This window comes from Microbacterium dextranolyticum (assembly GCF_016907295.1).
In the GTDB taxonomy this organism is placed as follows: Bacteria; Actinomycetota; Actinomycetes; order Actinomycetales; family Microbacteriaceae; genus Microbacterium; species Microbacterium dextranolyticum.
In genome coordinates this window covers 1,513,157-1,530,885 of sequence record NZ_JAFBBR010000001.1, presented here as the reverse complement: position 1 = coordinate 1,530,885, position 17,729 = coordinate 1,513,157, and the positions used below count along the sequence as shown (strand labels likewise).

At 68.3% G+C, this 17,729-nt stretch carries 21 protein-coding genes and 1 tRNA gene; 18 read left to right on the top strand and 4 right to left on the bottom strand.

Annotation, left to right across the window (positions count from 1 at the left end):
* Positions 1–68 precede the first annotated feature (68 nt).
* Genes dnaG through dusB form a run of 3 tightly spaced genes read right to left on the bottom strand, consistent with a single transcriptional unit; the run spans position 69 to position 4,526 of the window.
* Positions 69–1,961, bottom strand: a complete 1,893-nt coding sequence (gene dnaG, locus JOE64_RS07010; RefSeq protein ID WP_204963591.1) for a DNA primase — start codon at positions 1,959–1,961, stop codon at positions 69–71.
* Positions 1,961–3,367, bottom strand: coding sequence for a deoxyguanosinetriphosphate triphosphohydrolase (locus JOE64_RS07005; RefSeq protein WP_204963590.1), 1,407 nt, complete (start codon positions 3,365–3,367; stop codon positions 1,961–1,963). Before JOE64_RS07005 ends, dnaG begins: the two co-directional genes overlap by 1 nt.
* The gene (dusB, locus tag JOE64_RS07000; RefSeq protein ID WP_239531725.1) at positions 3,339–4,526 is read right to left on the bottom strand and encodes a tRNA dihydrouridine synthase DusB; all 1,188 of its coding nucleotides are present in this window, start codon (positions 4,524–4,526) and stop codon (positions 3,339–3,341) included. Before dusB ends, JOE64_RS07005 begins: the two co-directional genes overlap by 29 nt.
* 62 nt (positions 4,527–4,588) lie before the next feature.
* Between dusB and JOE64_RS06995 the strand changes: the two genes are divergently transcribed.
* Positions 4,589–5,092 carry a glutathione peroxidase gene (locus tag JOE64_RS06995; protein WP_204963589.1) on the top strand — a complete coding sequence of 168 codons (504 nt, stop codon included), beginning with the start codon at positions 4,589–4,591 and terminating at the stop codon, positions 5,090–5,092.
* A gap of 591 nt (positions 5,093–5,683) precedes the next feature.
* Here JOE64_RS06995 and JOE64_RS06990 read toward each other — a convergent pair.
* Positions 5,684–6,325 carry a DsbA family oxidoreductase gene (locus tag JOE64_RS06990; protein WP_372432886.1) on the bottom strand — a complete coding sequence of 214 codons (642 nt, stop codon included), beginning with the start codon at positions 6,323–6,325 and terminating at the stop codon, positions 5,684–5,686.
* Between the two features lie 20 nt (positions 6,326–6,345).
* Here JOE64_RS06990 and JOE64_RS06985 point away from each other — a divergent pair, with 20 nt between their 5' ends.
* The 17 genes from JOE64_RS06985 to JOE64_RS06905 all read left to right on the top strand — a co-directional run bounded on the left by JOE64_RS06985 (position 6,346) and on the right by JOE64_RS06905 (position 17,725).
* Positions 6,346–7,890, top strand: a complete 1,545-nt coding sequence (locus JOE64_RS06985; RefSeq protein ID WP_204963587.1) for a recombinase family protein — start codon at positions 6,346–6,348, stop codon at positions 7,888–7,890.
* Positions 7,891–7,901: 11 nt separating this feature from the next.
* Positions 7,902–7,973: transfer RNA gene (locus JOE64_RS06980), tRNA-Arg, on the top strand.
* A gap of 34 nt (positions 7,974–8,007) precedes the next feature.
* Positions 8,008–8,178, top strand: coding sequence for a hypothetical protein (locus JOE64_RS06975; protein WP_204963586.1), 171 nt, complete (start codon positions 8,008–8,010; stop codon positions 8,176–8,178).
* A complete protein-coding gene (locus JOE64_RS06970; RefSeq protein ID WP_204963585.1) occupies positions 8,178–8,549 on the top strand; it encodes a hypothetical protein in 372 nt (123 codons plus the stop codon). The genes JOE64_RS06975 and JOE64_RS06970 overlap by 1 nt, the downstream gene beginning before the upstream one ends.
* 131 nt (positions 8,550–8,680) lie before the next feature.
* Complete coding sequence (locus JOE64_RS06965; RefSeq protein ID WP_204963584.1) at positions 8,681–8,893, top strand: hypothetical protein; 213 nt, start codon at positions 8,681–8,683, stop codon at positions 8,891–8,893.
* Entirely contained in the window at positions 8,890–9,237 is a 348-nt protein-coding gene (locus tag JOE64_RS06960) for a hypothetical protein (protein ID WP_204963583.1), read from the top strand. The genes JOE64_RS06965 and JOE64_RS06960 overlap by 4 nt, the downstream gene beginning before the upstream one ends.
* Positions 9,234–10,616 carry a P-loop NTPase family protein gene (locus JOE64_RS06955; protein WP_204963582.1) on the top strand — a complete coding sequence of 461 codons (1,383 nt, stop codon included), beginning with the start codon at positions 9,234–9,236 and terminating at the stop codon, positions 10,614–10,616. Before JOE64_RS06960 ends, JOE64_RS06955 begins: the two co-directional genes overlap by 4 nt.
* 406 nt (positions 10,617–11,022) lie before the next feature.
* Entirely contained in the window at positions 11,023–11,319 is a 297-nt protein-coding gene (locus JOE64_RS06950; RefSeq protein ID WP_204963581.1) for an HNH endonuclease, read from the top strand.
* A gap of 133 nt (positions 11,320–11,452) precedes the next feature.
* Positions 11,453–11,662 carry a hypothetical protein gene (locus JOE64_RS06945; protein WP_204963580.1) on the top strand — a complete coding sequence of 70 codons (210 nt, stop codon included), beginning with the start codon at positions 11,453–11,455 and terminating at the stop codon, positions 11,660–11,662.
* Positions 11,659–11,892 carry a hypothetical protein gene (locus JOE64_RS06940; protein ID WP_204963579.1) on the top strand — a complete coding sequence of 78 codons (234 nt, stop codon included), beginning with the start codon at positions 11,659–11,661 and terminating at the stop codon, positions 11,890–11,892. Before JOE64_RS06945 ends, JOE64_RS06940 begins: the two co-directional genes overlap by 4 nt.
* The gene (locus JOE64_RS06935; RefSeq protein WP_204963578.1) at positions 11,892–12,377 is read left to right on the top strand and encodes a helix-turn-helix domain-containing protein; all 486 of its coding nucleotides are present in this window, start codon (positions 11,892–11,894) and stop codon (positions 12,375–12,377) included. Before JOE64_RS06940 ends, JOE64_RS06935 begins: the two co-directional genes overlap by 1 nt.
* A 106-nt stretch (positions 12,378–12,483) precedes the next feature.
* Positions 12,484–12,729, top strand: a complete 246-nt coding sequence (locus JOE64_RS06930) for a hypothetical protein (RefSeq protein WP_204963577.1) — start codon at positions 12,484–12,486, stop codon at positions 12,727–12,729.
* Positions 12,726–14,189, top strand: coding sequence for a terminase large subunit domain-containing protein (locus tag JOE64_RS06925; RefSeq protein ID WP_204963576.1), 1,464 nt, complete (start codon positions 12,726–12,728; stop codon positions 14,187–14,189). The genes JOE64_RS06930 and JOE64_RS06925 overlap by 4 nt, the downstream gene beginning before the upstream one ends.
* Positions 14,190–14,233: 44 nt before the next feature.
* Entirely contained in the window at positions 14,234–15,424 is a 1,191-nt protein-coding gene (locus JOE64_RS06920) for a phage portal protein (RefSeq protein WP_204963575.1), read from the top strand.
* Complete coding sequence (locus JOE64_RS06915; protein WP_204963574.1) at positions 15,421–17,004, top strand: HK97 family phage prohead protease; 1,584 nt, start codon at positions 15,421–15,423, stop codon at positions 17,002–17,004. Before JOE64_RS06920 ends, JOE64_RS06915 begins: the two co-directional genes overlap by 4 nt.
* 11 nt (positions 17,005–17,015) lie before the next feature.
* Positions 17,016–17,342 (top strand): hypothetical protein, encoded by a 327-nt coding sequence (locus JOE64_RS06910; protein WP_204963573.1) that lies wholly within the window; start codon positions 17,016–17,018, stop codon positions 17,340–17,342.
* Positions 17,339–17,725, top strand: coding sequence for a hypothetical protein (locus JOE64_RS06905; RefSeq protein ID WP_204963572.1), 387 nt, complete (start codon positions 17,339–17,341; stop codon positions 17,723–17,725). The genes JOE64_RS06910 and JOE64_RS06905 overlap by 4 nt, the downstream gene beginning before the upstream one ends.
* Positions 17,726–17,729 lie beyond the last annotated feature (4 nt).

The following is a 17,729-nucleotide window of genomic DNA, read 5'->3' as shown; positions in this document are numbered from 1 at the left end:
CATCCTGCCGCGTTCGACGCCAGATCGCCAGCGCCGGCACGGGCGGCACCGTGACGTTTCGGGCGCACTCAGGTGCTCTCGGCCAGCGCCCGACGGCGGGCGTCCAGGTCGCGCAGGGCGATCCTCACTTCGCGGCCCTCGGCCGATTCCGCCGGCAGCCGCTGGATGGCCCCCAGCAGCTCCCCCTTCTCGCGGTCGAGGGCACGGATGCGGAGCCGGCGCGCGAGCGCGCCCGTGGACGATATCGCCTCGTCCTCCGTGAGCGCCGGGAAGGCAGCCGTCAGCAGCTCGACCGCGAGAGACTGATACGGCTCGCGAACCGACTCGACGGCGGTGGAGGCCCAGCCGATGCGCGAGCGATCCGGCTGCGCCTGCACGCTCTGACGCACCGCGTCGAGCGCGGGGACGATCATCGGCAGCACCAGGGCGGCGTCGATGTCGGCACCGTCGACGAGATGGCCGTACTGCAGGATCCCCATCAGCGCGTCGCGCTCCATCGCGGCATCCGCTGTTCGCGGCAGCGAGGCGATCGTGACTCGCGTCATCGGTTCGGCGTCCTCCGCGGCCGGAGTCGACGCAGGTGCCCGGTGCATACCGGGCTCGAGCCCGGCCCGGTCGCCCCCCGCCGACGACGTCGCCGCCCGGGTGGCGCGCGCCGCGCGTTCGACCTCGCTGCGGACCTCACCGAGATCCAGGCCGAGCTTGCGTGCGAGCACGCGGGTGTACCCGGGGCGCAGAGCCGAGTCGCGGATGTCGGCGACGATCGGCGCCGCCGCGCGCAGCGCGCCGACGCGCCCCTCGACCGTGCGCAGATCGAAGCCGGCGAGGCGCTGGTCCATCACGAACTCGAACATGGGAGCTTTGGCATCCATCAGCGAGCGCACCGCACCGTCGCCCTTGTTCAGCCTCAGATCGCACGGGTCGAGCCCATCGGGCGCGACGGCGACGTACGTCTGCGCCGCGAAGCGCTTCTCCTCGCCGAAGGCTCGGAGCGCCGCCTTCTGGCCGGCCGCATCCGGATCGAAGGTGAACACCACCTCGCCCGAGGCGCTGTCGTCGCCCATCACACGTCGGAGAACCGTGATGTGCTCCGTCCCGAACGCGGTGCCGCAGCTGGCGATCGCCGTCGTGACGCCCGCGAGGTGGCAGGCCATCACATCGGTGTACCCCTCGACCACGACGACGCGGTGCGACCGCGAGATGTCCTTCTTGGCGAGGTCGAGGCCGTACAGCACCTGCGCCTTCTTGTAGACGGGCGTTTCGGGGGTGTTGAGATACTTCGGTCCTTTGTCGTCGTCATAGAGACGTCGCGCACCGAACCCGATCGTCTGACCCGTCACGTCGCGGATCGGCCAGATGACGCGCCCCCGGAACCGGTCGTAGGCGCCGCGCTGACCCTGCGAGAGGATGCCCGCGGCCAGGAGCTCCTCATCGGTGAACCCCTGTGCCTTCAACGCGTCGCGGGCGCCGTTCCATCCCTTCGGCGCATAGCCGACGCCGAAGTGCGCGGCGGCACCGGCATCGAAGCCGCGCTCGCCCAGGAACCGTCGTGCCGCCTCGGCTTCGGGGCTGGAGAGCTGACTGCGGAACCACTCCGCGGCGGCGGTGTTGGCTTGGTACAGCCGCGTGCGCCCGCTCGTCTCGGGCGCCGCTCCCCCATCTTCGTAGTGCAGGCTGTAGCCGATGCGGGCCGCCAACCGTTCGACGGCCTCGGTGAACGTGAGGTGGTCCATCGCGCGCAGGAAGGAGTAGACGTCGCCGGACTCGCCGCACCCGAAGCAGTGGTAGTACCCCACCTGCGGGCGCACGTTGAAACTGGGACTGCGTTCGTCGTGGAACGGGCACAGGCCCTTGAGCGAACCGACACCGGCGGATTTCAGGGCGACACGCTCGCCGATGATGTCGGCGATGTTCGTGCGGGCCTTCACCTCATCGACGTCGGCCTGCGCGATGCGGGGCATCAGACGCCCTCGACGGGCCAGAGACCGGCGATCGGTTCGGGGAGGGCGAAATCGGCATCGACGACCGCGCGGCGCGCGTTCGACCACAGCCCCAGCTCGCGAAGGTCGACCGGGCCGACGAGTCGCGCGTGCCAGTCGATGGCGAACCGATCGGTGAGGCTCGCGACCTGGTCGACGATGACGCGTTTACGCGCGGCATCCGTGTCGGCGAGGGCGAACTCCTCCGCGTGCAGCCGGTCGAGGTGCTCGGGGCGCTCGGCCAGCGCCGTGGCGAGGCGCGCGAGCACGCGCCGCTGCTCCTTGTAGAGCCCCTTGCGTCCGTCGATCGAGACGACGAACGCTCCGATGATGCCCTTGAGCACCGCCATCTCGGCCTCGATCACACGCGGCACGACGACGCGACCGCGGAACCGCGTGAGCACCGGCGCCGTGTACGTCTCCCGGGTCGCGGTCGTCGCCGCGCGGGCGAAACGGCCGATCAACGCGGAGGTCAGGTTCTTCAATCCGGCGACCGAGGCGCGATCGCCCGTGAACGACGTGAGCCACTCGGGCAGCAGCGTGAGTCGGTACAGGCCGTCCGCGAGCTCGTCACGCGAGAAGCCGTACCCGACCCAGGTCTGGATCGCGGTCAACAGGGCCTCGCGCTCGCGCGTGTCGGACAGGCGCTGCGGATCGAGGTAGCTGTTGAGGACGGCATCCTCGAAATCGTGGACCGAGTACGCGATGTCGTCGGAGAGATCCATGACCTCCGCCTCGATGCACCGGAGCCGCCCGGGCGCACCGTCGCGCAGCCAACGGAAGACCGGCTCGTCGTCCGGGTAGACGCCGAACTTGTCGCGGCCGCCCGGGTCGGGCACGGCGTGCTCGACCGTCCACGGGTACTTGCACGTGGCATCCAGGCTCGCGCGGGTCAGATTCAGCCCGACGCACGTCCCGTCCGGGCCGATCACCTTCGGCTCGAGCCGCGACAGGATGCGCAGCGTCTGCGCGTTCCCCTCGAAGCCGCCGATGTCCGCGGCCCACTCGTTGAGGGCGCGCTCGCCGTTGTGCCCGAAGGGCGGATGCCCGATGTCGTGGCTGAGGCAGGCAGTGTCGACGACGTCGGGCGAGAGCTGCAGCGCGACGGCGAGCTCGCGCCCCACCTGTGCGACCTCGAGCGAGTGGGTCAGGCGGTTGCGGGCGAAATCCGCCGGGCTCGCCGGGCTCAGCACCTGGGTCTTCGATCCCAGCCGTCGGAACGCGGCCGAGTGCAGAACGCGCGCACGGTCGCGCGCGAAGCTGTCGCGCTGCGACCGATGCGTCTCGGGGAGGTAGCGTTCGGCGTCGTGGTCCGCGTACCCCGAGGGACGACCCGAGACGGCGCCGATCGACCCCGGTTCAGCCCCCACTGGTGTCCAGCTCCGCATCGGCGAGCGTGCGCGCGGCGTCACCGGTCATCTCGCGGCTGGTGAGCCAACCGTCGGGAAGGGCGGGGCGCTTCGGAGTCCCGGCGCGCCCCCGCTGCCCCTCGGCAGGCGTTCCGGGATACGGGGCTTCCAGGTCCATGCTCGCCAGCAGGTCGTCGATCTCGGCGAGCGTGGATGCCGTCGCGAGCGCCGCGCGCGTCTCGCCGCCCACCGGGTACCCCTTGAAGTACCACGCGACGTGCTTGCGGATGTCGCGGCACCCGCGCCCCTCGTCCTCGAAGAACTCCACGAGCAGCTCCGCGTGGCGCCGGAACGCGCCCGCGACGAAGCCAAGCGTCGCGTCGGGTCGGATGCCCGGGGCCCCGAACGCCGCCGCGAGGTCGCCGAACAGCCAGGGGCGGCCGAGGCACCCTCGTCCGACGACGACGCCGTCGCAGCCGGTCTCCGCCATCATGCGCACGGCGTCCTCACCCGACCAGATGTCGCCGTTGCCGAGCACCGGCACGTCGGTGACGGCCTGCTTGAGTTGTGCGATCGCCTCCCAGTCGGCGGTGCCCGAGTAGAACTCCGAGGCGGTCCGCGCGTGCAGCGCGACCGCGGCGACACCGGCATCCTCCGCGATGCGTCCGGCGTCGAGGAACGTCAGATGATCCGCGTCGATGCCCTTGCGCATCTTGACCGTGAGGGGCACATCGCCCGCGGCACGGGCGGCACGGGTGACGATCTCACGGAAGAGGCCGAGCTTCCACGGCAGGGCGGCGCCGCCGCCCTTGCGTGTGACCTTCGGCACGGGGCATCCGAAGTTCAGGTCGATGTGGTCGGCGCGATCCTCGTCGACGAGCAGGCGCACGGCGGCCTCGGTCGTCGCGGGGTCGACGCCGTAGAGCTGGATCGACCTCGGTGTCTCCGACTCGTGGTGCGTGATCAGTCGCATCGTGGTCGCATTCCGCTCGACGAGAGCGCGCGTCGTGATCATCTCGCTGACGTAGAGGCCGGCGCCGTACTCGCGGCACAGCCGGCGAAACGCCGTGTTCGTGATGCCGGCCATCGGCGCGAGGACCACAGGGGCATCCAGCGTGATCGGTCCGATCCGCAGGGGATGCGCGGCGTGCGGCACGGACGCCTCAGAGGAGGGTGCGGATCCGGTGAGCAGGGACATCCTGTTCATTCTCCCAGACCACGACGTGACCCGGCGCCCTCAGCAGGCCTATCGTGGAAAGCATGGCCGACTCCCCCGCTGTGGACATCCGAGACATCCCCTTCCAAGGCTCCGACGGCACCGAGCGCACGCTCGCCGAGTTCGGCGAGAAGGCCTTGCTCATCGTCAACGTCGCATCGAAGTGCGGCCTCACGCCCCAGTACGAGCAGCTCGAGCAGCTGCAGCGCAGCTACGGCGAGCGCGGCCTTCAGGTGATCGGGTTCCCGTGCAACCAGTTCATGGGGCAGGAGCCGGGGTCGATGGACGAGATCCTCGATTACTGCGCGGTCACGTGGGGGGTCAGCTTTCCGATCGCTGACAAGGTCCGCGTGAACGGGTCGCACGCCGCTCCCCTGTACAAGGCACTGAAGAAGGCGAAGAACGCCGAGGGCGCCCGCGGGCCGATCATGTGGAACTTCGAGAAGTTCCTCGTGACGGCCGACGGCGACGTGCACCGCTTCCGCCCGCAGACGAAGCCGGATGCCCCGGAGATCATCGCAGCGATCGAGGCCGGCCTGCCGGCCTGAGACATCGGCCGCGACGTCGGCGATGTCGGCGACGGCCGCATCCGCCCTCGCGTGGCATCCGGCGTCGCGCGGCATCCGGCGTCGCGCGGCATCCGGCGTCGCGCGACGGGCCATGTCCTAGATTGTGCTGTTCCGGATGCCTGCGAACGACACAATCCAGGACATACCCCGCCGAAAGTGGGACACGGCCTGCACAAAATGGGACATGGTCGCACGCCGGCGCACGACTACGAAAGCCGGAACCCCGCGGCGCCCTTCCGACCATGTCCCACAAAATGTCGTTTCGAGGGGCCCCAGACGACAGATCGTGGGACACGCCTCGCAGATAGTGGGACATGCCCTGCTCAAAGTGGGACATGGCCTGCACAAACCGGGGCAGGGTCACCTCAGCGGGGCTCAACTGCGGGAGTCAGAACCTAGCTCTCCCCCGCGAACCATGTCCCACAAACTGTCGTTTCGAGGGGCCCCGGGCGACAGATAGTGGGACATGCCTCGCCGAAAGTGGGACACGGCGGAGATATGCGTCGGCCCGTCGGTGCGGCGGATGCCAGGGCGGAGAGCCGCGGCTGACACGCGGGGCCGGAGCGGCGGTCAGGCCTCGGCGCGTTCCGCCCAGACCTGGCGGGCGATCTGCGCGAACGCCTCGGGCGGCTGGGCGCCGCTCACGCCGTACTTGCCGTCGATGACGAAGAAGGGAACGCCCTGGATGCCGTAGGCCTGCGCCTGCGCCTGGTCGGCGCGCACGTCCGAGAGATAGCGGCCCGACTCGAGCGCGGTTCTCGCGGCATCGGCGTCGAGCCCGGCGTCCGCGGCCAGTTCGACGAGGTCGTCGACGCGTCCGACGTGGCGCCCCTCGGTGAAGTACGCGGCCATGAGGCGCTCGGTCATGGCATCCTGCAGACCCTGCTCCTTCGCGAAGTGGAGGAGCTCGTGCGCCTTGACCGTGTTGGTGTGCTGCAGAGAGTCGAAGTCGTACGCGAGGCCCGCGTCGGCGGCGACGCCGGTCACATGTCCCAGCATCTCCTGCACGCGCTCGCGCGGCATGCCCTTGTGCCCGACGAGGAAGTCGATCTCGTCTCCGTCGAAGTCCACCGGGGTGTCCGGCGACAGCTCGAAGGAGTGGAAGGTCACGTCCACCACCGGGGCGTCGGCATCCGCCGCCGTTTCGGCGAGGCCCTTCTCGAGGTTGCGCTTGCCGATGTAGCACCAGGGGCAGGCGATGTCACTCCACACGTCGATTGTAATCTTTTGATGTGTCACTTAAAGCTGCTCTCTATGCGAGGATCTCCGCCGATCACAAGGGCGAAGGCGAAGGCGTTGCCGCCCAGGTCGCCATCGGGCGCCGCGTTGCCGATCGCAACGGCCTCGAGGTTGTGGCCATCTATGAGGACAACGACGTAAGCGCATCGAGCAATTCCCGAAAGCCTCGTCCGAGCTTCGACGCGATGCTCGCAGCGGCCGATCGCGGAGAGTTCGAAGTGATCGTCGCTTACAGCATGTCCCGCCTCACCCGCCGCGCCGCTGAGTGGGTTCAGCTCATCGACCTCGCGCGGACGCGCGGACTCCGTTTCAAGTTCGAGGCATCGCCCGAGTACGACCTCAACACCGAGGACGGCCGCGCGGTCGCACTGACGATCGCGGTCTGGGATGCCGCCGAGGCTGGACGCGCCGGCGAACGCAAGCGTGCACGAAATGCCGAGCGCGTAAAGAGCGGCCAGCCCGCGCCACGCCCGCGAGTCTTCGGATTCGAGCAGGATGGCATGACGCCGCGCGAGAGCGAGGCCGCCCTGCTGCGCGAGGCCTACGTCGCCGTGCTCGACGGCTCCCCCGTGCGCGAGATCGCGCGCGAGTGGAACGACACCGGCTGGCGGTCGATGCGCGGCAATGAGTGGTCTGCCGTCACGGTGCGAAACACTCTCCTACGTGAGCGCAACGCGGGCGTTCTGGTCGCCAACGGGAAGGTTCAGCCCGTATCGAGGATCGAGCCGATCATCGATACGGAGACCTTCGAGACAGCTCGGGCGATCCTGACCACGGCCCGACCGGAGTGCAAGGGGCGCCCAACAGTTGACCGCTTCCTGTCGGGCGTCGCGTCATGCTCATGCGGCGCGCACCTCGTCGTGGGACGCTGGGCATCACACGGGAAGAGCGGCCCCGCGTATGTCTGCCAAGAGATTGCGCAAGCTACGCGTACACCGGGGCGCCGCGTCCCATCTGGACACGCACGAATCAAAGCCGATTTGCTCGAGGAGCGCGTCCCGATCGATGTGCTGAATGCACTCCGACATGAGTCCCCCGCGGATACGGAGGGCGAGGCTCAGCGTGACCTCATCGTGCAACGCGCGGCAATTGCCGAACAGGTCGCCCGGTCGAAAGAGATGTACTCAGAGTTTGGCGATCCAAGCGACCTCGCACGCGCGCGCCGCTTGCAGGCCGAGCATGACGACCTGAGCGAGCGAATCGACGCCCTACGTGCCGACACCGGGCAGCTCGCCGTCATCGCCGCAGCGCGCGCCGCGCTCGCCGCAGTGGACGAGTGGTGGCACTCCTTCGGAGCCGACGACGCGGCCTTCGAGGCAGCGGAGGAGTCGATGGGTACTGCCCGCAAAGTGTTCTTCGACCACTGGGCGTCGCTCGGCGCGGACGCGCGGCGCAACCTCGTGCGCGCGACCCTCGCCGCCGTTCGCGTCAATCAGCCGGGTGACCCGCATGGGCGCATCCAAGTCATCACGCACCAAGAGGTACGCGATCACGAGGCAGCCAAAGCGAGGGCCGCCGCGAGGAAGTCGACCACGTAGCGCCGCAACATGCCCCCGTAGCTCAGCGGAAGAGCAACGGCCTTCTAATCCGTTGGTCGCAGGTTCAAATCCTGCCGGGGGCGCGCAGTACGACCGCCGACAACGAAGGAGATAGCTATGAACGAAGAGACGACCGCAGCCCTTTGGTGGGCCGAGGCCATCGTGAGGGATGAATGGAAGGAGGCACAGGCGGAGCATCGGGCTTGGCGCCAATCAGTCGGGGCACCCGCGCCTGCCGCGTGCATCGCCGAAGGATTGGCCGCTGACTGGTTCTGCGAGGTGGCCTGATGGAGGGCGTCGCTGATGAGGCGATCCGGCACGAGTTGGGTTGGCGCGGGTACGCCGATGCCCTCGACACTGCAATGAACATCGCCCTCAAGCCGCTCCGCGATGCTGCCCCGTACGGCCTCCCGAGCGACGGCGCGGTCGAAATGGCGACCGCGCACGCAATCCGCAAGGCGCGGCAGATCGTGGAACTACAGGCCCGCATCGCCCAGCTCGACGCAGATAGGGGCGAACTGCTCCGCATGCGGGAGATCACAATCCAGCCCCACGATCTCGCGACGATCGCGCTGGGCCTGAATGAGATCGAGGCGCAGATCGCCAGCCTCCGCGGGGAGATATCGGAGATCACGCACAAACGTGGCCGGAATGCGTAGAGCCTGATTAGAGGGCATAAACACTCTCACCGCGACCTCGGAAAGACCCCCAAAAGCGGCCATAGCCTGGTTGTGACAGCACAAGTAAATACGCAGCAAGGAGGACAGACCTCACTAGGAAAGGAAAGAGAATGACCGAACAGAGCACCTCGATCACCGGGAGACGGGTCCGCGTGTTCCCTGCAAGCTCGGGAGGCTGGGCGCCGATCAGCGGCGTCGTGCTGGCAGAGGATGACATCACCATCCTCGTCGAGGACACCGAGCGGCAGCGGCAGTCGGTGATCCCCTTCACTGCGATCGGGCGCATCGAACTCGGCTCGCACGTGAAGGGGGCGGCGGCGTGAGCGCGTACCACGGCGGCGAGAGCCTCACGCGCGATGGCGTGACCCTCCTCATCAGCACCGGCCAATCCGCTGGACTGTCGCTGAGTCATCGGCGCTTTCTGTACCTCGAATCCGACGCCGAGGCTGATGCCGTGATCTCGGTGCTGACCGAGTACCGGAGTGCGGAGCACGCCGAGGAGATCGCCGCGCTCCGCGCCGAGGTGGAGAGTTGGCGCGAGCACGTTGCCGAGTTGGCCGCGGAGAACGACCGGCTGGACGCCGAGTTGGAAGCACTACGCGATGACCTCGCCCGCCGCGTGGCCATCGCCGTGCTCGAGCGCCTCCGCACGGAGAACGCCGCGTGAGCGCGGCCACCCTCGATAGCCTGCCGACGCACGAAGAGGCCGCCGCCCACGCCGCGGAAATGATGACGCAGGCCGTCGCTGCCGGCGTCGTGGCAGCCGGCCATCCGGCGATCCAATCCGGCGGCTGGATGTGGCAGCGCGCGTACCGAGACGCAAGCCTTAAGGCCGAGCGTGCCGCGGCAGCGGAGGCGACCGACGGCCTCACCGCCGCGTCGGCGGGCGTTGTTGACCCGGAGGGCTTCTGGGCGTCCGACCGTCGAGAGATCCAGCACCTGATGGCGCAGGCGCGTCGGTTCAAGCTCAGCCCCTGGGCGATGCTCGGCGGCACGCTCGGCCGTGCGGCGGCGTCGATCCCGTACGACATCCCGTTCCGCTCGTTCCTTGGCCGGCGCCCGGTGAACCTGCTGCTGGCCGTCGTCGGATCGACGGGCGGTGGAAAAACGGCCACCGAGAACGCTGTGGCGGAGATCTTCGACTTCGGACGCGACCTCGGCTACGCGCACGAGGTGGGGTCGGGCGAGGCCATCGCCTCCCTCTTCGGACACATCGCGACCCGCGACGACAAAGAACTCGACGTGAAGCGCGGCGACCTCATCTGGCGCTCCGCGGACCACATGGCCCGCGTGATCTTCGATGAGGTGGGGCGCCTGAACGCCGTGCAGGCCCGCCAGGGGGCGACGGTCCTCGAGTACCTCAAGTCGGGCGAGTCCGGCGCACCGCTCGGCCGCAAGCTGGCCGCGGGCGACGGTATCGAGATCCCGCCGAACGCGTACCGACTCGTGGCGACGCTGAACGTCCAGCCCGCTCGCGCGCACCTCATCATGTCGGCAGACGAAGCGGCGGGAGGTCTGCCGGGCCGGATGCTATGGCTCGACAGCGAATACGCCCCGTTCGTCGGCCTCCGTCGCGACGGTCGTTACCCCGAGCGCATGCGCCTCGGGCGCCCGGATTGGCGCGGCATCGAAACGATCGAGGCGACCGGAGACATGGAGGCCGAGTTCGACCGGCAGCGCGACCTCTCGCTCGCTGGCGCTCTCGACCCGATGGAGTCGCACTCGGCGATGCTCCGCGCAAAGGTCGCCGCGTGCCTCATGGCGATGGCTGGGCGTGCGGCGCTCGTCGACGAGGACTGGGACCTCGCCGGACTCGTCATCGAGCACTCGCGTCGGACGCGCCGCAAGGTCTTGCGCGCGATCGCGCAGGCAGACCAAGAGGCAGCGGGCGCCGGCGATGTGCTCCGCGAACAGACCGTCCTGGCGCAGATGCGCAAGAAGCGCGCACAGGGGATGACGATGGGCGCAGCACGAAAGAGCCTCGGCGCATACCAGCGAACCCTCTGGGACGGACTGCTCGCGACCGGCGCCGCCGAGTCCTGGTGACGACGGAATACACCGACGGGCACGAGTCAGGCCAACGACTCGTGCCCGTCGGTCGTTTCCACCCCGACCCTCAAAGGTGGAAAGGTGGAAGGTGGAAACGCCTCATTCAGGTGGACGATGGACAATATCTAGAATCGACTTGTTCAATCATTAAATGCCTGGTCAGGCTCTAATTCACACCATCGCTCGATTCAATCGAAGGTGGCCACTCACCGAGTGAAGGGCTTCCACCTTCCACCTTTCCACCCGTGTTGATTCCACCTCGGGAACACCCCTCGTTACGCCCGTAGTCTTATTGCATGTCGAGTATGCAATTACCGGGTGCCCCCCTCGTGCGGATGCCCACCCTCCGCTCGGCAGTGACCCCGGATGGCGCCCCTCGCCCGTCCGGCATGGGTGCGCTCGCATGAGCGTCGCGAGTGCCAGCGGTGCCGCGTGGAACGCTCAGCGCCGGCGCGTGCTGGATCGCGATGGCTGGGTGTGCACCTCGTGCGGATCGTGGCTCGCGTTCGATCATCCCGATCCGCGGCACGACGCAACCGTCGATCACATCGAGGCGGTCATCCATAACGCGGGCAAGGTCTACGACGACAGCGAACTCGCATCGATGTGCCGCTCGTGCAACTCGGCGAAAGGTGACCGCCCCCTCGTTCGCGTGACGTGGTGGGACCGCGAGATCTTCCCGAACGGTCTGCCGTGCTGACTCGTTTTTCTGAGCGGATGCACGCCAGCCCCGCCCCCACCTCTTCTTTGCACAAACGACTCGCAAACATTCAAGGAGAGGTCGAAGGTTGACGATTTCGTCCAGAAAGACACTCACAGCGGCGACGGAGGCCATGATTCGTGGCGGGAAAGCCTGGCTCTCCCCCGCTGACGCCCCCGCACTCGCGATGCTTCGCTCGCTCGCGGCGCTGATCGACGCCGAGCCGACCGCCGCACTGCACAACGCGTACGGCGTCGCCTACCGCGCACTGATCGCACGAGCACCGCAGGCAGCCCCGTCGAAGTCGCCGCTCGGCGCAGCGCTTGAGGAGGCGATGGCATGACCGACACGACCACGAACGAGGCTGTAGCGCTCGCCTTCGAGGCGGGGCAGGCAATCGGGCGCGTCGCGGGCGTGCGATGGCTCACCGAATCGATGCGCGCACCCCAAGAGGTGGCGGCGCGCGTCGCCGCGCAGGTTGATCCTCACCTCATGAGGTTCGAGGCCGCGCGACTCGGCCTCGAGCGACTCGGCTACGAGATCCCGATGGCGCCGGCCGGAAGTGCTCGCTGATGCCGCGCGGGCGCGTGACCGAGGTCGAGCGCGAACGCATCCTTGAGCTACTCGACGCCGACAGGTCTCATGCCGAGATCGCCGCAGAGGTGGGGCGCAGCACGAGGACCGTATCGAACGTGGCTTGCGCCAATGGGAGGCAGCGGCCACCGTTCGGATTGCATCTCGACGCTCGCGCTCGCCGCGCGCGCATCATCGAACTCGCACCCTCGACCCTGACCTTCGTCGAGATTGCCGCCGAGGTTGCTTGCACGCACGCGTACGTCTCGTTCGTCGTCAATAAGTACGCCCCGCACCTCGCCCGCCCCCACGGCATCCAGGCGCGAGACGCCCAGATCGCGGCCATGTGGAACGCTGGCGCGCGTTGCGCCGACATCGCCACCGCCGTCGGCCTCACGTACAGCGGAGTTCGATGCGCGGCTAAGCGCCTCGGCCTCCCCCAGCGCCGAGCGGGACGCCGACCCCGCGAGACCCGCGATGTCTGAACCAAGCGCGATGACGCGCGCGCTGCTCCGAGGCGTCGGATTCACCGACGCGGAGGTCGATCGCATCTTTACGCCCCCGCCTGGCGGCTCGTGGCCGCGTACGCGCATGTCGAGAGAGCTGCCGACCGGTGAATGGATGTCCGCACCGGCCGAGCCTCGCCGACGAGGTAAGACTGCCAAGCGCCCCGGCCTGCCGAGCGCGCTGGACGGTCGCGAGGATGAGTTCCGCGCGATGTGGATGGCGGGCGCGCGAGCCGCCGACATCGGCGCGGCATTCGGCGTAGAAGCATCGCGCCCCTACGTGTGGGCGCGGAAGCTGGGCCTCAAGCGCTCTCGGAAGGTCGCACAGTGACGGCGCAGCCGTTCGCCGACATCGCCCCGTGGCCGCCAACGCGCCACACGCCGCCGCTCGCGCCCGACTTCAAGAGTGCGTTCGACCCGTACGCGAGGGCGTTCGCGATCATCTGGGCATGCGCGTTCGGCTACGCGCTCGAGCCGTGGCAAATCCACCTGATCCGCGCGATCCTCGAAGTCTTCCCCGAAGGCCACGAGCGCGCCGGGCAACTGCGCTGGCAGCAGGCCGTCGTCTCTCTCGGCCGACAGAATGGCAAGACGGAGATCGCGGCAGCCCTCGGACTGTGGCGCCTGCTCCGCTCACGCCGCGCGCTCGTCATCGGCATAGCCTCCAGCGCCGAGCAGGCGGGCCTGGTGTACCGCCGCACAATGGACGCCGTAGCGGCCAACCCCGAGCTATCTGAGCTGTTCCATCGGTTGACCGATACCCGCGGCATCCGCACAAAGTCGGGCGGACGATACGAGATCAAGGCCGCAAAGTCCGCAGCCCTCCAGGGTCTACCGATCGACCTCGGACTCGTCGACGAACTGCATATCCTCCGCCGCGCGCTTTGGGGCGACCTCGTGTCGGGAACGGGCGCGCGCCCCGACTGCCTCGTCGTCGGCATCACGACCGCGGGGGACGCATCGTCCGAACTGCTCATCGACCTCTACAAGCTCGGCGCCGAAGCGATCGCGGACGGCGGCGTAAACCGAGTCGGGTTCTGGGTATGGGAAGCGCCCGAGGCGCGCATCCCGGACGATGACGCAACCCTGAAGCGCTGGCTCGCGATGGCTAACCCCGCCGTCGCGAGTGGGCGCACTGACCTCGCCGCACTCGTGAGCATCGTCCGTAGCAAATCGAAGCCTGACGTGATCCGGTACCACCTGAATCAGTTCCTCTCGTCGGTCACCGCGCCGTTTATCGACGCCGAAGACTGGCACGCCGCACGCCGCAGCGATGGCGAGGCGTTTCCCTCATCTCCGCCAGTCGTTGCCATCGACGCGACCCCAGGGTGGACCTATGCGACGTTCGCGCTGATCGCCCGCGACGAGGGGGGGCGCATTCACGAGCGCCTCGTCGCGAGCCTCGTCCGACCGACGTTCGAGCAACTCCGCACTATCGCACTCGACCTCGCCCGCCTCTCCCCCGTCGCGTTCGCGATGGACAGCTACACTCTCCGGAAGCTCGGCCGCACTATCGGCGAGTACGGGTACCCCGTGCACATCGGCACGCTCGCCGACGCCACTAACGCCGCCGCCCTGCTGCACGGCCTGATCCGGGCAGGGCGATTCCGCCACAGCGGCGAGCCTCTCCTTAGCGCACAGGTGCCGCGAGCTGTACGGAAGACTGCTGGCGACGGATTCCGGATCTCGCGCGCGGACTCCGCGACGCACGTAGACGCGCTAAACGCAATCGCGCTCGGTGCTCTCGTGCTCGATCAGACCCCGGATGCGATCGGAATTCAGGTGGGGTAAAGAACCTCGTTTTATACCCCGGAATCGATCATAAAATCTAACCAATGGGTAAGACATTGGATCGGATTGCCGAATATCTGTTCGGCAGCGCCCCCGAGCGCCGTGAGGCGTCCGGCGACGGCCTGACGATCCCCAGCCGTAGTAGCACCATCGCCGTCACCTCGAATGAGGCGCTCACCCTCATCGCCGTTTACCGGGCGGTGTCTATCCGGGCGATGGCGCTTCGACAGATGTCTGTCGACGTGGAACGCGGCGGCGAGATCATCGCAACCCCCGCCATCATCCGCACGCCGGACCCCCTGACCGGCCTCGCTCTCGGCCCATTCATCGAGCGCACGGCCGTGAGCCTCAACCTTGCCGGGAACGCATACTGGCGCATTCGCCGTGACTCGGCCGGATCGGTCAACTCGCTCGAGGTGCTCGACCCGCACGAGGTTACGATCCGCACGACGAGCGGCGGGCGCGTCACCGGCTACGCGTATCGCGGCTACGACCTCGCCCTCGCCGAGATCCAGCACTTGAGCAAACTCCGCGTGCCGGGAACGCCCTATGGCCTCGGGCCGATCGATGCGGCCCGAGCGGAGTTGCGCGGCGCGCTCGACGTGCGTGACTACGCCGCGGCGTGGTTCCGCGACAGCGGCCTCCCTACGGGCGGCTACTGGTCGACCGACCAACGCCTCCCCCAGCTCGGCCCCGGAAGCGCCGTCGAGTCGCGAAAGGCACTGCACGCCGCCACGGCAGACCACACCAACGGCGCGATCGTCGTGGATGGCGGCCTCGAGCTGAAGCCATTCAACCTGTCACCCGCCGACGCGCAGTGGATCGAAGCGCAGCAGTGGAGCACGACAAGCGTCGCCCGCCTGTTCGGCGTGCCGCTCACGCTCATGATGGCGGCCCTCGACGGCAATTCGATGACGTACGCGAACATCGGCCAGGAACTCGCCTCGTGGGTGAAGTTCGGGCTTGCCGATGATCTCCGTGAGATCGAGGACGCATTCACCGCCGTCCTCCCGCGGGGCCAGCGCGCACGCTTCAACCCCGAATCGCTCCTTCGACTCGACACGCAGAGCCGCTACGCCGCCCACGCGGCCGGCATCGCCGCCGGCTGGCTGCTCCCCTCTGAGGTCCGCAAGATCGAGAACCTCCCCGAGGTCGCCGGCATCGACGATCGCCCCCCACTCTCTCCGCACCCCGCGCCGGCAGCGGCGCCGACCAATGAGAAGGCCGCCGCATGACCGAACTCGAGTATCGATCCTTCCAAGTGCGCGCCGACGAAACCGAGGCGCGCACCTTCACCGGCATCGCCGTGCCGTACGACACCCCCGCCGACATCGCGGGCATCTATAGCGAGACGATCGAGCGCGGCGCCGTGAACCTCCCCACCTCGGGCAAAGTGCTCCTCTACTGGCGCCACTCCGAGCCGATCGGCCTCCTCACTGCACATCGCGACACCGATAAGGGCTGGGAGATCACGGCCCGAATCTCCGAGACGCCACGCGGTGACGAGGCGTACACGCTCCTCCGCGATGGCGTCGTGGACGAACTGTCGATCGGGTTTCTCCCGCTTGAGCACCGCGAGGACGACGAGACCGGCGACATCACGCGCACTCGCATCGAAGTCCGCGAAACCTCCCTTGTTCCGTTCGGCGCGTACTCCCGCGATGCCGTCGTCACTGATGTCCGCCACGCGGCGGCACCCAACCCCGCGGCCCGCGCCGCAGAGAGGCAGTCCCCCATGACTGACACCATCACCGCCGCCGAAGTAACCGAACTTCGCGGCGCCATCGAGGATCTCGGCCGCACTGTCGAGGGCCTCCGCACCGCCGACCGCGACGAGACGCCCGCTGTCGATAACCGCACCGCAGGCGAGATCCTCAAGGCCATCGCCTCGGGCGACGAGGCGACAGTCCGCACCTACGAGGCCGCTCTCGCTGAGCGTGCCTACACGGGCGGCACTTCCGCCGATACCGTCGTCAAGCCGCAGGGCCTTATCGACCTCGTGCGCATCTTCGACGCCTCCTCGGGCGCACTGGCGGAGACGTTCGCGACCGGCACCCTCGGCGAGACGGGCAACACGCTCGAGTTTGTCGAGGTCGGCCCCAACACGATCACCGTGAACGAGCAGGCCGCCGAAGGCGACGACATCACGTTCGGTAAGGTCTCGCTGACGACCCGCACCACCCCGGTCAAGACCTACGCGGGCGGAACGCAGCTCACCCGCCAGAGCATCGAGCGTTCCACGGTCAATGTGCTGAACACCTCGCTCGAGGCGCTCGCCACCGCAGCCGGCGCTCGCAAGAAGGCCGTCATGCGCGCCGCATACAACTCGCTCATCACGGCCCGCGAGGGCGTCGCCTCCAATGGCGGAGTTGTCGTGCTCGGCGCAACCCTGGCGGCCTCCACCGCGGGCAACTGGGAGAACGCGCTCATCGATGCCGCGATCAAGCTCGAGGGCGAGAACCTCACCATCGATCGCATCCTCGTCTCCGCATCTGTGTTCAAGGCGCTGCGAGCGCTGACCGTCACGGGCGAGCGCGTCTTCCAGGTGCACGACAAGAACGCGAGCGGAACGCTCGACCTCCCCGGCCTCCGCGGCGACTTCGCCGGCATCGACGTTCGACTCGACGAGGGCCAGACGGGCGACAAGGCCGTGATCGTGAACAAGCGCGCGATCAAGGCCTACGACTCGGCACTCGTCTCGCTCACTGACGAGAACATCGTCAACCTCTCCAAGGCGTTCGCCGTCTACCGCTACGGCGCCGTAGCTGCCGAGGTGCCCGTCGGCCTCGTCCCCGTCAAGCTCGCCGCGAGCTGATCGGCTCCGCCATGGGTATGACCGTCGCCGACCTCAAGGCCTACGTCTCATCGGATCTCGCATTCGCATCGAAGGATGAGTCGTTCGTCGCGGCGTGCTGGGAGGAGGCGATCGCGCTCATCGCCCAGCACGTCGGGTCGGTGCCGGTCCCCGAGGCGATCCGGGATCGTGCTGTACTCGAGGTCGGCGCCGAGCTGTACCACCGACGCCGCGCCCCGAATGGGATTACGCAATTCGCCACGCCCGACGGCAACGGCGGCGGTATCCGCGTCGCCCGCGATCCGATGATCGCTGCTCGCGACATGCTCGCGCCGTTCCTCCCGAGGGGGATCGCATGAGCTGGCTCACCGCCGAGCGGCAGGAGGTCGCTGACCTTCTCACCGCCGCGGGCATCACCGGAACGATCAGCGTGCCGAGCGCCCCGCGTGGGACCGTGGCCATGGTCCTCCCCGGAGACCCCTACCTCGGCCCGGGTGAGCTGTTCGGCGAGCGGGCGCTACGCCTCGATATCTGGATCATCGCAGGGCAGGGCGACAACGCCGCCCTGAGCGACTCCCTAGACGACTTGATCGCCACAGCCGTCACCGCCCTCGAGTCCGACGAGATCGCGGTCGAAAGCGTCGCCCAGCCGATCACATGGGCGCCCGCCTCCGGTTCGTCATTCCTCGTCACGATCATCTCCGCGCGGGTACTCGTCCGACCTCCCGCGCCCACTTCCTGAAAGG